Here is a 13170-nt window from a genome sequence, read left to right as displayed (position 1 = left end):
CAGACTACGACGCCAACTTGCTAGTCGGCTGTGGCGGTACCCGAGCCGTCGGCGCCCGTCGTCGTGGTCGCGGTGCCGGTTCCGCCGTTCGCGCTCCCCGTTCCGCCGGTCGTCGTGCCGTTCCCGTTCGCCGTCGCCGTTCCGGCTGCGGCGTCCTCTTCCTCTTCCGCAGCAGTGATCTGCACCGCCATCTGCGGGGAGTTCCCCGAGGGACGGTCGCCGCAGAACGCGCGGTACGTGGCGGTCACCTGCAGCGCGGGGTCGTCGGCAGGAGTGATCTGGGCGTTCAGCTCGCCCTGGAAGCTCCGTGTCGTCTTGCCGTCGCTGAAGGTCGCGTTCGTGATCGTGACCTCGTACGAGCTGAGCGCGTCTGCGCCAGACGGGCACGAGAACGCGGTCCAGTTCAGGGTGATGGGCTCAGCCGCGACGGGCGTACCCGAGAGGCTCGGAGCCGATGCCGGCGCGCCGATGTTCACCCGGGGAGCGTAGGCGGTCAGGGTGATCGCGTCGCCCTCTTCGAGGAGTCCACGCGGCTCCACCGACTCGACGACGTCGACGAGCTCGTCGGACGGCGCGGGAGTCGTGCCGACGCGGCACTGCGGCACGAGGCCGGCCTCGGCGGCGGCTGCAAGGGCCTCCTGGCAGGGCATCCCGATGAGTCCCAGCGCGTCGACGTTGATCGGCGTCGCACTCGGAGTGGGCGTCTGCGAGGGGGTGGGCGTCTGCGACTGAGTGGTGGGGGGCGGGGTGGTCGCGTCGGCGTCGGGGTCGCCCTGGTTCATGAGGGCGAACACGGTGCCGCCGAGCACGATGACGAGCAACGCGATCAGCGCGACGAGCGGCCATGTCCAGGGACTGCGCTTCTTCTTCTTCTCGCCGTCGACCTCGTCCTCTGCGGCGGCCCCGGTGGGGAGCTGCGCCGTGGTGGGGAGGATGCGAGTGGTGCCGTCGTCTCCGGTGGCGGCCAGCATCCGAGTCGCGTCGTCGCCGCCGGCGACTCCACCGGTGGCGATGGCAGGCACGGCGATCGCGGCGGAGTTGAGGTCACCGCGGCGCAGAGCCTGCGCGGCACGGGCGACGGTGGCCGACGATGACGGGCGGTCTGCCGGCTTCTTGGCGATCATCGCCATGACCAGGTTCTGCACCGGGATCGGAACCGTCGGCGGCAGCGGCGGGGGCTGCTCGTTGATCTGGGCCATCGCGATGGCCACCTGCGACTCACCCGTGAACGGGCGCTTGCCGGCGAGGCACTCGTAGGCGACGATTCCCAGAGAGTAGGTGTCGGTGGCGGGCGAGGCGGGGTGGCCCGACGCCTGCTCAGGCGACAGGTACTGCACCGTTCCCATGACCTGACCGGTCGCGGTGAGGGGCACCTGGTCGGCGATGCGGGCGATGCCGAAGTCGGTGATCTTGACGCGCCCGTCGGGCGTGATCAGCAGGTTTCCCGGCTTGATGTCTCGGTGCACGAGGCCTGCCGCATGGGCGGCCTGCAGTGCGGATGCGGTCTGCGCGACGATGTCGAGAGTCTTGTCGGCGCTCAGCGAGCCGTCGCGCTCGATGATCGTCGACAGCGCCTCTCCGGGCACGAGCTCCATGACGAGGAACGCGCTGCCGTTCTCCTCGCCGTAGTCGAAGACGCTGGCGATGCCCTCGTGGTTGACGAGTGCGGCGTGGCGCGCCTCAGCGCGGAACCGCTCGAGGAACCCGGGGTCACCCATGTACTCGTCTTTGAGGATCTTGATCGCGACGGTACGTCCGATGACGTGATCCGTCGCTTCCCACACCTCGCCCATGCCGCCGATCGCAATACGCGACTGCAGCTCGTAGCGACCACCGAACGACACACCCTGCGTCGGTCTCATCTGCCCAGCACCGCCTCTATGACCTTCTTTGCAATCGGAGCGGCGATGGTGTCGCCGGATCCTGACTGCCCCTGTCCGCCGCCGTCTTCGACGAGGACCGCTACTGCGACCGCCGGGTCGTCTGCCGGTGCGAATCCGGAGAACCACAGCGTGTACGGCTTGTTGTCGCCGTTCTCTGTCGTCCCGGTCTTACCGGCCACATCGACCCCGTCTATTCTTGCACCCTGCGCCGCGCCCGTTGAGACGCTCGCGACCATCGACGCGGTGATCTCGTCGGCGATCGTCTCGTCGAACGCGCGACCGTACTCCGTGTCGTCGTACGAGCGCACGACCGACAGGTCGTTGCCGATCACGGTGTCGACGAGCCGAGGGTTCATGACCACGCCGTCATTCCCGATTCCTGCTGCGACCATCGCGATCTGCAGCGGCGTCGCCGTGACCTGGCCCTGGCCGAATCCGGTGAGTGCCGTCTGCGGGTCGTTGAGCCCGGAAGGGTAGCTCGAGGGCGTGGACTCGAGCGGGGTGGAGAAGCTCTGGTTCCATCCGAACTTCTCCGCCATCTCGCGGATCTTGTCATCGCCCAGCTGCACGGCGAGCTCGGCCATCGGGATGTTGCAACTCAGCCGGATGGCCTCGGCGATCGTCACGGTCTCACCCGGCCCGCACGTGCCGCCCCAGGCGTTCGCGACGGTGTTGCTCGACTGCGGCAGCTGGTAGCGAGCGGGGTTCGGCAGTGTCGAGTCCGGCGTGAAGTCGCCGCTCGCATAGGCCGCGGCCGCCACCACCAGCTTGAACGTCGATCCCGGGGGGTTCAGATCGCCGGCGATCGCGCGATTCGACAGCGGCTTCAGCGGGTCTTCGACGAGCTGGTCGTAGGTCGCGTTCGCGGCATCCGCATCATGGGTCGCGAGCGAGTTCGTGTCGAACCCGGGCGTGGACACCATCGCGAGGATGCGACCGGTCTTGGGCTCGATCGCCACGACCGCACCGTTCAGCCCCTGCAGCGCGTCGTACGCGGCGCGCTGCGCGGCGGTGTCGAGCGAGAGTTCGACACCGAAGCCGGTCTGCGGCTGGCCGGACAGGATCCGCTCGATGTCGGAGAAGAAAGCGCTGGAACCGGTACCCGAGAGATCGGCGTTGAGTGCCCGCTCGATACCGGTCGCCGACTGCAGCGCCGGGTTGAAGTAGCCGGTCACCGGCTCCCACATCGCGGCATCCGTGTACACCCGCTGGAACTGGTAGCGGTCGTCGGAAGGCACCGACGAGGCGATCGCCACGTCGTCGACGATGATCGAGCCGCGCTGGATCTCGTAGCTGTCGAGCAGGGTGCGCCGGTTGTTGCTGTCCTGTGCGAGGCTGTCGGCCTCGACGACCTGGATCCAGCTGGTCGCGACGAACAACGACAGGAACATGAACAGCATCACGATGCTGAGGCGGCGGAGTTCTTTGGTCATGCGACGCCCCCTTGCACGAGTCGGTCGTTGAGCGAGCGGAGCGACACGAAACGCCCTGAGAAGGCACGCATCAGCCGATCACCGTCCTCGGTTGGCGGCGGACACCGTCGGAGATGCGCAGCAGGATCGCGACGATCAGCCAGTTGGCCACCAGTGACGATCCGCCGGCGGCGAGGAACGGGGTGGTGAGACCGGTGAGCGGGATCACGCGCGTCACACCGCCGACCATGATGAACACCTGCAGCGCGATCGTGAAGGCGAGGCCGGTGGCCAGGAGCTTTCCGAAGTCGTCTTGGCCGGCGAGTCCGATGCGGATGCCGCGGCTGATGAACACCATGTACAGGCAGAGGATGGCGAAGAGGCCGATCAGGCCGATCTCCTCGCCGAGGCTCGTGATGATGTAGTCGCTGTGCGCGAGGGGCGTGACGTCCGGGCGTCCCTGGCCCCAACCGGTTCCGAGCAGACCGCCGTGTGCGAGCCCGAACAGGCCCTGCATCGGCTGGAATCCGGCATCTTCCGGATCGACCTGCGAGGGATCGAACAGGAAGAGCCAGTTGATGAAGCGCCCGCGCACGTAGCTGAGGATCTGGGTCGCCACGGCCACGCCGGCAGCGACCAGGGCGAGGCCGATGAGCACCCAGCTGGTCTTGCCCGTCGCGACGTAGAGCATCGCGACGAACATGCCGAAGATGAGGGTTCCGGTGCCGAGGTCGCGCTGGATCACGATGATCCCGAGCGAGATGGCCCACACGACGAGCACCGGGCCGAGTTCGCGCATGCGCGGCCACGTGATGCCGAGGAATCGCGTGCCCACCGAGGTGAGGCTCTCGCGCGTGCGCACCAGGTAGCCCGCGAAGAAGATCGCGAGGCAGATCTTCGCGAGCTCGCCGGGCTGGAACGCGAACATCCCACCGAGCGAGACCCACACCTGCGCGTTGGCGTCGGGGATGCGCAGACCCGGGACGAAGGGGAGCAGCAGCAGCAGGATGCCGGAGAGGCCGAAGATGTAGGTGTACCGGAACAGCACCCGGTAGTTGCGCAGCAGGATGACGACCGTGATCGCTCCGGCGAGGGAGATCGCGGTCCAGGCGAGCTGCTTGGTCGAGTAGGCGTTCCACCCGGTGAGCGACTCGGCGATGTCGATGCGGTAGATCATCGAGATGCCGAGACCGGTCAGCAGGGTCGCGATCGGCAGCACGAACGGGTCGGCATCCGACGCCACGGCCCGCAGCACGAAGTGCAGGGCGAACGCGAGCACCGCGAGACCGCCGCCGATCGCGAGGATCATCGGGTCGATCAGCCCGAGAGCACCCAGCTGCACGAGAGTGAGGGAGGCTCCGCTGATCGCGACGGCGAAGAGCAGCAGCCAGAACTCGCGGTTGCGCTGCGTCTGCGGCATCCGCATCTTTTTGAGGGCCTTGATGACGCTGGTGTCGGCCGAGACGTCGGTGCTCATCCGGCTCCGTCCGTCGGCTCGGGGCTCGGAGTCGGCACGGGCGTCGGCAACGGGGTCGAGTCGTCGTTGACGGGCTCGTCTGCCGGGCGCAGTCGCGCGACGATCGCCTCCGCGTCGGAGAGCGAGCGGGCCGTGATCGTGCGCTCCACCGAATCGCGCTGGTACGGAGGCAGGTCCGCGAGCAGGATGTCGGTGTCCTGCAGCGGCGTCGAGAGCACGATCGGGCCGATGTTCTGCTGGACTCCCTGGTAGATCACGACGCTGTCCTCGTCGGCGCCGACGAAATAGCGGGTCTGAGTCCAGCTGTAGGCGGCGAAGACGGCGAACGCGAGTGCGGCCAGAACGACCAGCATCCCCGCGATCCAGCCGAGTCGCCGCCGACGGGCACGCCGGCGGTCTTCTTCGATGAGCTCTTCGAGGTACTCGGGGGCCGGCTCGAAGTGGCTGGGTTCGTTCGCCGCCTGACGCACCGGATGCAGCCAGCTGCTGCGCGGCGCCCGTACCGGCGGCACGGTGATGTTCTCGGGGTTCGAGGCGGATCCGACGATCGTCGCGGTGCCGGAATGCATCGCGTGCTGACCGCCGACGTCGACGAGCACGATCGTGACGTTGTCGGGGGCGCCGCCGTCGAGCGCCTGCTTGAGCAGGTTGTCGGCGGTGCGGCCGGGAGCCATGCCGAGACGCATCGCCTTGAGGATGTGCGCCTCATCGACGACACCCGAGAGCCCGTCGGAGCACAGCAGCCACCGGTCGCCCGGCTGCGTGTGCATGACGAACATGTCGAGCTCGGGATCGGCGTCCATGTCGCTGAGCACCCGCATGAGCACCGAACGACGCGGGTGATAGCGCGCCTCTTCGGGGGTGATGCGGCCGGAATCGACCAGACGCTGCACGAAGGTGTGGTCTGCCGTGATCTGCGTGACCGCGTCGTCGCGGTAGAGATAGATGCGCGAGTCGCCGATGTGGCCGATGACGGCGTAGTCGTCGACCATGATGATCGCGCTGAGCGTGGTGCCGAGGCCCGCGAGCTCGGGGCGGTCCTTCGCGGCGCGGATCAGATCGCCGGCGGCAGTGGTGGCAGCCGCCTGAAGCGACGCCTGGGCGTCGTCGACCGTCGAGTACGGCTGGTCGAGCGGCTGCATCCGATGGATCGCGATGCTCGAGGCGACGTCGCCGCCGGCGTGGCCGCCCATGCCGTCGGCGACGACGAACAGGTTCGCCCCGGAGTATCCGGAGTCCTGATTGTTGGAGCGGACCTTCCCGGTGTGGGAGATCGCGACGCTCGAGCCTTCGAAGACCATGCCGGGGTCAGGCTCGCAGCTCGAAGGTCGTGGCGCCCACCTTGATGGGAGTGCCGAGCGAGAGCGAGACCGGGTTGCCGCTCACGCGCTGGCCGGCGACGAACGTGCCGTTGGTCGAGTCGAGGTCCTGGATCGCCCAGCTGTCTCCCCGAAGCAGCAGTCGGGCGTGGTGGCTCGACGTGTAGTCGTCTCGGATGACCAGAGCGGAGTCGCTCGATCGCCCGATCGTCAGAGTGTCGTTGCCCAGGGCGAGTTCGAGTCCGGCCTTCGGGCCCGAGGTGATGACGAGGCGCTTCGCGGTGGCGATCGTCGCGGGTCCCGTGGTCGCGGGCTTCGCTGCGGCGGGTCGCGCGGGAGCCGGGGGAGTGGAGGGGGCAGGCGCTGCGGCGGCGTCACCCTCGGCGGGCACCTTGCGCACCTTCATGCCGAACAGGTCGGCACGGAGCGAATAGACGACGCCGAACACGAAGAACCACAGCAGCAGGAGGAACCCGATGCGCAGCAGAAGCAGGACGAGCTCGCTGGGCGTTGTCACGAGATGGCTCCGAACGCACGGGTCGCGTCGTCGTCGCGCGGGCGCGGCGGACGGGACGGAGTGGCGACGGGCACGACGCGGAACACGAGGTCGGTGCGGCCGATCGTGATGGTCGTGTCACTGGGGAGCGATGCCTCGCGCACCTTCTGGCCGTCGACCTTGGTGCCGTTGGTGGAGCCGAGGTCGCGCATCATGGCGCGCTCGCCGTCCCACAGCACTTCGACGTGCTTACGGCTGGATCCGGCATCCGAGATGGTGACGTCGGCGTCGCTTCCGCGCCCGATGACGGTGCGGGCGCGCGTGATCGAGTGACGGCGACCGTCGACGTCGATCACGGCCTGCCAGTTCACGCGCCCTTCGACGGTGCCGGAGCTGATGTTGACGGTGCCCGTGGCGATCTTGTCGTCGGCCTCGAGTGAGATCGAGAGGGGGCCGGCGAAGCTGTAGCCCTGCGATTTGCCGTGCTTCGTGAGCAGCGCATGCAGTTCGTCGGTCAGTGCGCCGCCCAGGCTGCGCATGCGCTCGGCGTCGTCGGTGCTCAGGCGCACCACATAGCTGTTGGGCGCGATGATGCGGTCGCGGCTCACCACAGCCGCGTTGGTGTCGGCCTCGCGGCGCAGGGCCGAGGCGATCTCCACGGGCTGGATGCCGCTGCGGAAGGTCTTCGCGAAGGCGCTGTTCACAGCGCGCTCGAGACCCTTCTCAAAGCTGTCAAGTAGTCCCACTGGGCTCCTCTGGCATGCCGACCGGTAGGGACATCGTAGCCAGGTGTTCTGGGTGTACGCCGTCGAGGGCCGTGATTCCGGGTGTCTTGGCGGGTTCGGGGGGTTTGGTTTCGGGGTGGCGTGGGGAGGTGCTCACCCTGTCGGGCGGTGATCTCCCTGTCGGGCGGACGCATCGCGCGGCATCCACCGCCCAACAGGGAGACTGCCGCTCATCGCGGTGTGGCGCCGGTTTCATCGCGGGGCGGAACGCGTGATATCCTCGCAAAGTTGACTTCTTCGGAACGAGACACTCGCGCGAGTGGCGGAATGGTAGACGCGCTGGCTTCAGGTGCCAGTGTTCGCAAGGACGTGGGGGTTCGAGTCCCCCCTCGCGCACAGAGGATCATCGCGATCCTCAGCAGACATCGTTTGCGATGAAGGCCCGGTTCACTTCTGTGAACCGGGCCTTTTCGTCTCCGGACTGGGACGCCCGAGTCTCAGCCGCGGAAGCGAGTCAACGCCGCGTTGATCTCGTCGGGGTAATACGGCTGGAGGTCGCTTAGAGCAGGCCTCTGGAGCGGGATGAGTTCATGGCGCGGCGGGTAGGTGCGGTGGCCGGTGAGGGCGAGATGCATCAGTGAGTCCGCGTACGTCTCGGCGCTCACGCTGCCCGAGGCGTTCCATGCAAAGCCCTCCCAGCCGGGCTCGACGGTGAGAGGGTCGAATCCGAAACGGGCGATGCGTGCCGCGGACTCCTCATCCACACGGGTGTCGCTGCGCGCTGCTCGGCGGACGACGACGCGAACGGCGAAGAGCGACACGGCGAGGGCGAGGAAGACGACGGCCCACGTCCAGCTGGCGGATGAAGCGCTCACGGGAGCGATCGCAGCACAGTCCCTGTCGGACAGGAGGAGGTTGTCGGGATCCTCGAGGATCGCGAGGCACTGCTCGTAGGTCATCAGTCCCGCATCGGGGATCCGCACCTGTTCGAGAAAGCCCTGGAAGAGCGCAATCACAGCCATCACTCCGGCGAGCACGAGCGAGACGACGGCGCCGACACGGAGCCAGGGACGCGTCAGCAACGCGGCTCGCTTCGCGAGGCGAGCCTTCTCATCGTCAGGCACCTCTGACTGGAAGCGGCCGATCACCTGCGCCCAGGCCTGCTGCCATTCGGTGCGACGGCCGCGGATCAGCTGAGCGAGGGGCACAGCCTGATCACGCCACGAGGTGAATGCCGCGCCGTCGGGGGTCTGCCGCCACATGGCGAACTGCTGCACCTGAGCCTGCTCGGCCATCGCGCGCTGCACTTCGAGCTGCTCCTGCGCGGCGCGAGCGGCGCGTGCGCTCTGGAGGACATTGACGGCCTGGAAGCCGGCACCCACCCATGCGCCGGTGGCAGCCGACTGCGCAGCACGGGCCGTCGCCGCCCCGTGGTGGGCGGCACTGGCTGCGGAATCGGCCGTAGCCTTCGCGTTCCGCTCGATGTTGTACAGGGAGTCGCGGACCATGGGGGACCTTTCGATGGTGGGCTCGGGGACCACTATCGGGACGAGGGGGAGATCGTGAAACCCTCGCGCTCGCCGCGAACGGCTACCGCTCTGCGCGCCGACGGCCGATCGCGAAGTCCGCCACAGCGGCGGTGCCGGCGCCCAGCGCGTAAGCGACCAGGTCGCCTGGATCGAAGCCGACCCCCAGCATGAGTCGCACCGGCCAGAAGCTCTGCGCCCACAGTGCAGGCAGTCCGGTCAGCTGGAAGACCTCGATCGCGATGCAGATTGTCAGTGCAATCACGCCGACGAGCACGACGCTCGCGCGCGGGAAGGCGATGGCGATGACGAGATAGACCATGACGGCGTAGAGGGCGTCACCGGCTCGGTCGGCGAGAGGTCCGGTCCCCAGGAGATGTGTGAGGAGACCTGCCACGATCGCCAGGATGGCGGCTGCCAGCAGGCGCCAGCGTCGAGCGGCTGTGCCGGACTCACGCGACGCGGGGGAGTGCATCCGTTCACCCTAGATCGCCGCGGTCGGATGCAGCGAGCAACCGACACGAACCGGCGATTGGGTCAGTTCTCGGTCAGGACGGGCCTCCCGCGCTTCTTCTGCGTGCGATTGAGTTGACGGGAGAGCGGATACTTCTCGTCGAGTCGGGGTTCCAGCACGATGCGCTGAAGAGCGATGATCGCGATGAGCCCGCCCGACCAATAGGCGATGATGACGGCTGCGCCCGCGCCGCCCAGCAGGAAGCTGAGGATCGTCACAGCGGTCCCGACGCCGATGTAGAGCATCCGCCACGAGCGGAGTGCGCGGTTGCGCGCGGCCTGCTGCTCGTCGATGCGCCGATCGAGCGACTCGAGACGATCGGTCTCGTCCATCTCGTCAGAGGGCTGGAAGAGGTCGGTGACGCTCACGCTGAGGGCATTGGCGATCAGCGCGAGGGACTCGAGACTGGCGTCCTGCCCGGCCTCCAGTCGTTGCACGGTGCGGAGTCCGACGCCGCTCTCGAAGGACAGCTTCTCCTGCGTCCATCCCTGGTCGCGTCGGAGTTCGGGGATTCGTGTGATGTTCATGTCTCCATCGTTTCCGCCTGCCCGGACGACGCACCACGCCATCCACCCGCCATCCTGCCGTCAGTCGCCCGCCACCGATCCGCCAACGCGCTGCGGATCCGAGATCGAGTGGTGCGGGACCCGGTCCGGGAGCAATGGCCTAGCATCGACGTGTTCGACGAGATGGGCGGTGCACGTGTGACGAAGCCGGTGTATGTGGTGGGTTCCGCCAACGTCGACCGTTGCTATTCGGTCATCTCTTTTCCTCGAGCGGGTGAGACGCTGAATGCGACCGCGTACACGGAATCGCTCGGCGGCAAGGGCGCCAATCAGGCGGCTGCGGCGGCGCTCGCCGGGGGTGCGGTGCGATTCGTCGGCGCTGTCGGTGACGACGCGGGAGGAGCATCCGTCGTCGATGCTCTGCGGGCCCGGGGCGTCGACACCTCGCATCTCGAACGACACGAGCGAACGGCCACCGGCAACGCCGCGGTCGTGGTCGATGAGACGGGGGAGAACCTGATCATCGTCGCGGGCGGCGCGAACCTTTTGGTCTCGGGCGCCGACGTGCGTGCGGCTCTGAGCGGTGCCGAGGCGGGTTCGCTCATCGTGGCGCAGGGGGAGATTCCGGTGGAGGCGATCGCCGCGGCGGCCGAGACTGCCGAGAAGCACGGCCTGGCGTTCGTGCTGAACCTCGCACCTTTCGTGCCGCTCGAGGAGTGGATCCTCCGTGCCGCCTCGCTGCTCGTGGTCAACGCGACCGAAGCGACCGACGCCGCCACCCACCTCGGGCTCGGGCAGTCGTCGGATGCGGTGGATGCGGCGTCGCGACTGCGTGACCATCTGGGGATCGACGTCGTCGCGACCCTCGGAGGCGACGGATGCGTCGTGATGCCGCAGTCGGGCGGCTCGACATCGATCCCCTCACCCGACGTCGCGCGGGTCGTCGACACGACAGGGGCGGGCGACGCCTTCGTCGGCATCCTTGCGGCGAGGCTGGCTCGCGGCGATGCGCTTCTCGAGTCCGCGCGGGTCGCCACCCTCGGAGCATCTTTCGCAGTGCAGCGACGCGGCACCACCGATTCGTATCCCGACGCCGCGCAGCTCGACTCGCTCGCAGCGGGGCTCTCCGAGTGACGGAGAGCACGTCGCGGGCCGTCTTCCGCGAGCGGAGCACGGGCCCGAGGTGGATGGTCGTCGCCGGCATCATCACCCTCGCGCTGCTGCTCTTCGTGATGTGGCTGGCGATCCCTGAGCTGATCGCGGCACCGGAGAAGCTGAACGCCGGCCTCGTCGCGCTGCTGGCCATGTCGACCGTGATGGTCGTCATCGCGGTCGTCCTCCTCATCACGCGACGATCGACCATCGTGATCACCGAGACTCACGTCGATGCGCATCTCGACCCATTCCGGATCATGCATATACCTCTTGAAGCGATCGAAGCGGTCGACGTCATCCCTGTCGACTTCAGTGATTCGCGGGGCTGGGGCTGGCGACTGGTAGGTACGGAGCAGTACCTGATGTGGTCAGGCGGACCCGCGGTGCGGTTGACCCTCACCAAGGGGCGGTCGCGCGTGCTCCGAAGCGACCGCGCCGGCGAGATGGTGGCCGCCGTCGCGCGCGTCAGATCCGACCCCCGTCACGGCTGACCACGGCAGACTGGACGTGACGGTATCCCCCACGTCAGGAGACGGAATGACAGATCAGCCCCGCAAGGCGCCCAGCCAGGCAGTACTGACGGTGCAGGAGGTGGAGCAGATCAGCCCGGACCTGATCCGCGTCACCGCTGGCGGAGACGGGTACGAGGCGTTCACCGACAACCCCTCGACGGACAAGTACGTGAAGATCCTGTTCGCCGATCCGAGTCACGGCCTCACGCCGCCCTACGACCTCGCGCAGCTGCGCGCCGACAGCCCGGAGAAGCTCCCCACTCGGCGGACGTACACGGTGCGAGCATCGGATGCCGCGCGCCAGCGCCTGGTGATCGACTTCGTCGTGCACGGCGACGAAGGCGTGGCCGGCCCCTGGGCGCGTCGCGCGCAGCCGGGGGACACGCTGGTCGTGAGCGGAGCAGGGGGTGGCTACGCTCCCGACCCGTCGGCGCCGTGGCATCTGCTGATCGGCGACCACACTGCCCTCCCGGCGATCTCGTCGGCGGTCGAGGCGTTCTCGCCGGATGCCGTCGGGCACATCGTGCTGTCGATCATGGATCCCGCCGACCGCATCCTGCCCGAGGTTCCGGCAGGGGTGCTGGTGCACTGGACGCAGACGGATGAGGAGCTGCTGACGGTCATCGCGAGCCTCGAGTGGAGAGACGGGCACCCGGGCGTCTTCGCTCACGGTGAGCGCGGAACGGTCAAGGCCGTGCGGGCGCTGCTCAAGGAGCACGACGTGCCGCGCGAGCATCTCTCGATCTCGGCCTACTGGGCGCGCGGACGCGCGGAAGACCAGTTCCAGGCCGAGAAGCGCGAGCCGATCGGGCAGATCGAGTAGACGGCCAGAGAGACCATTTCGTGACGGTCGCGTCATGAAACGGTCGGAGCGGCGTCTTGTTCAATGGCGATGCGACATCGGACTCGTGATCTGATGTCACAGCGCCGCGCGCACGGCGCTGTCGCTCCGGGGGGAGCACATCTCCGTTCGCGTTCTGAGGTGGCGGGCGCCGTGGGGGCCCCGCCACCTCAACTCTGACGAGCGTCTGAGATCTTCGAGACCGCGATCTTCCTCGTCGAGCCGTGAGCTGTCAACCGCCGTGCGCTCGCCGCGGTGCGGGTGGATCATGGGGCGATCGGACACGAAATCAGGAGGGCACCATGACGAACATCGATGCATTCGCGAACAGCCTGCCGCCGGAGATGCCGGGCGTCCCGCCGGTCGACGACTTCAGTGACGGCACTTTTCCCACTGATACCGAGGCGCCGGAGACGCAGGGCGAAGATCCGCTCGAGGCAGAGCTGGGTGACGACGGCCAGGGGGATCTCGCCCCGGAAGACGAACCGGATGCCGTCAGCGGCGACGCGCCGCGCGACCTGAGGGACGGCACCGAGTGAGTGACGGAGCGGGGCCGGAGACCAGCGACGCCCAGAAGCGCATCGCCGAGCAGATGAAGGAGCGCGGCGCCGAGGATCCGGATCTCGTGGAGGATATCCCCGCGGGCGGAGGCGGGGCGGACTCCGGCGCGGCAGAGACCGTGCGGGTCGATCCGGAATCCGGAGACGCGATCACCGATGAGTCGGTGCACAACGACGAGCCGGGCGTCGGACCGCGCCGAGCGGACTGAGCGCATGGGTCGCTGAACCTGTCGGAGGGCCTGGC

14 protein-coding genes and 1 tRNA gene are annotated in these 13170 nt (G+C 68.1%); 6 read left to right on the top strand and 9 right to left on the bottom strand.

The genetic code is table 11. From position 1 onward, the window contains the following. Positions 1-20 precede the first annotated feature (20 nt). The 6 genes from ACZZZN_RS15380 to ACZZZN_RS15355 form a co-directional block, all read right to left on the bottom strand. A complete protein-coding gene (locus ACZZZN_RS15380) occupies positions 21-1862 on the bottom strand; it encodes a protein kinase domain-containing protein (protein ID WP_463506015.1) in 1842 nt (613 codons plus the stop codon). Then, a complete protein-coding gene (locus tag ACZZZN_RS15375) occupies positions 1859-3316 on the bottom strand; it encodes a peptidoglycan D,D-transpeptidase FtsI family protein (RefSeq protein WP_463506014.1) in 1458 nt (485 codons plus the stop codon). The genes ACZZZN_RS15380 and ACZZZN_RS15375 overlap by 4 nt, the downstream gene beginning before the upstream one ends. Positions 3317-3386: 70 nt before the next feature. Then, positions 3387-4772: an FtsW/RodA/SpoVE family cell cycle protein gene (locus ACZZZN_RS15370; protein ID WP_463506013.1), complete on the bottom strand. Its 1386-nt coding sequence runs from the start codon at positions 4770-4772 to the stop codon at positions 3387-3389. After that, positions 4769-6073: a PP2C family protein-serine/threonine phosphatase gene (locus tag ACZZZN_RS15365; protein ID WP_463506012.1), complete on the bottom strand. Its 1305-nt coding sequence runs from the start codon at positions 6071-6073 to the stop codon at positions 4769-4771. Before ACZZZN_RS15365 ends, ACZZZN_RS15370 begins: the two co-directional genes overlap by 4 nt. Positions 6074-6080: 7 nt before the next feature. After that, a complete protein-coding gene (locus tag ACZZZN_RS15360; RefSeq protein ID WP_463506011.1) occupies positions 6081-6608 on the bottom strand; it encodes an FHA domain-containing protein FhaB/FipA in 528 nt (175 codons plus the stop codon). Further along, complete coding sequence (locus tag ACZZZN_RS15355; RefSeq protein ID WP_463506010.1) at positions 6605-7333, bottom strand: FhaA domain-containing protein; 729 nt, start codon at positions 7331-7333, stop codon at positions 6605-6607. The genes ACZZZN_RS15360 and ACZZZN_RS15355 overlap by 4 nt, the downstream gene beginning before the upstream one ends. 292 nt (positions 7334-7625) lie before the next feature. Between ACZZZN_RS15355 and ACZZZN_RS15350 the strand changes: the two genes are divergently transcribed. Continuing rightward, positions 7626-7708: transfer RNA gene (locus ACZZZN_RS15350), tRNA-Leu, on the top strand. A gap of 101 nt (positions 7709-7809) precedes the next feature. Here the strand turns inward: ACZZZN_RS15350 and ACZZZN_RS15345 are convergent. The 3 genes from ACZZZN_RS15345 to ACZZZN_RS15335 all read right to left on the bottom strand — a co-directional run bounded on the left by ACZZZN_RS15345 (position 7810) and on the right by ACZZZN_RS15335 (position 9879). Continuing rightward, on the bottom strand, positions 7810-8820 hold the full coding sequence (locus ACZZZN_RS15345) for a hypothetical protein (protein ID WP_463506009.1): 1011 nt from the start codon (positions 8818-8820) through the stop codon (positions 7810-7812). Positions 8821-8902: 82 nt separating this feature from the next. Continuing rightward, positions 8903-9313, bottom strand: coding sequence for a ribosomal maturation YjgA family protein (locus ACZZZN_RS15340; protein ID WP_463506008.1), 411 nt, complete (start codon positions 9311-9313; stop codon positions 8903-8905). A gap of 62 nt (positions 9314-9375) precedes the next feature. After that, positions 9376-9879, bottom strand: a complete 504-nt coding sequence (locus ACZZZN_RS15335; RefSeq protein WP_463506007.1) for a helix-turn-helix domain-containing protein — start codon at positions 9877-9879, stop codon at positions 9376-9378. A gap of 150 nt (positions 9880-10029) precedes the next feature. Here ACZZZN_RS15335 and ACZZZN_RS15330 point away from each other — a divergent pair, with 150 nt between their 5' ends. The 5 genes from ACZZZN_RS15330 to ACZZZN_RS15310 all read left to right on the top strand — a co-directional run bounded on the left by ACZZZN_RS15330 (position 10030) and on the right by ACZZZN_RS15310 (position 13135). Continuing rightward, positions 10030-10992, top strand: a complete 963-nt coding sequence (locus ACZZZN_RS15330; protein WP_463506006.1) for a PfkB family carbohydrate kinase — start codon at positions 10030-10032, stop codon at positions 10990-10992. Beyond that, positions 10989-11504 carry a hypothetical protein gene (locus ACZZZN_RS15325; RefSeq protein ID WP_463506005.1) on the top strand — a complete coding sequence of 172 codons (516 nt, stop codon included), beginning with the start codon at positions 10989-10991 and terminating at the stop codon, positions 11502-11504. Before ACZZZN_RS15330 ends, ACZZZN_RS15325 begins: the two co-directional genes overlap by 4 nt. A gap of 46 nt (positions 11505-11550) precedes the next feature. After that, positions 11551-12348 carry a siderophore-interacting protein gene (locus ACZZZN_RS15320; protein ID WP_463506004.1) on the top strand — a complete coding sequence of 266 codons (798 nt, stop codon included), beginning with the start codon at positions 11551-11553 and terminating at the stop codon, positions 12346-12348. A 320-nt stretch (positions 12349-12668) separates the two neighbouring features. Continuing rightward, positions 12669-12905 (top strand): hypothetical protein, encoded by a 237-nt coding sequence (locus tag ACZZZN_RS15315; protein WP_463506003.1) that lies wholly within the window; start codon positions 12669-12671, stop codon positions 12903-12905. After that, positions 12902-13135, top strand: coding sequence for a hypothetical protein (locus tag ACZZZN_RS15310; RefSeq protein ID WP_463506002.1), 234 nt, complete (start codon positions 12902-12904; stop codon positions 13133-13135). The genes ACZZZN_RS15315 and ACZZZN_RS15310 overlap by 4 nt, the downstream gene beginning before the upstream one ends. Positions 13136-13170: the final 35 nt, after the last annotated feature.

The sequence above is a fragment of the Microbacterium sp. AC145 genome, assembly GCF_979258505.1.
Note: the sequence above shows the minus strand (reverse complement) of the source record. Positions and strands in the feature narration are given on the sequence as shown.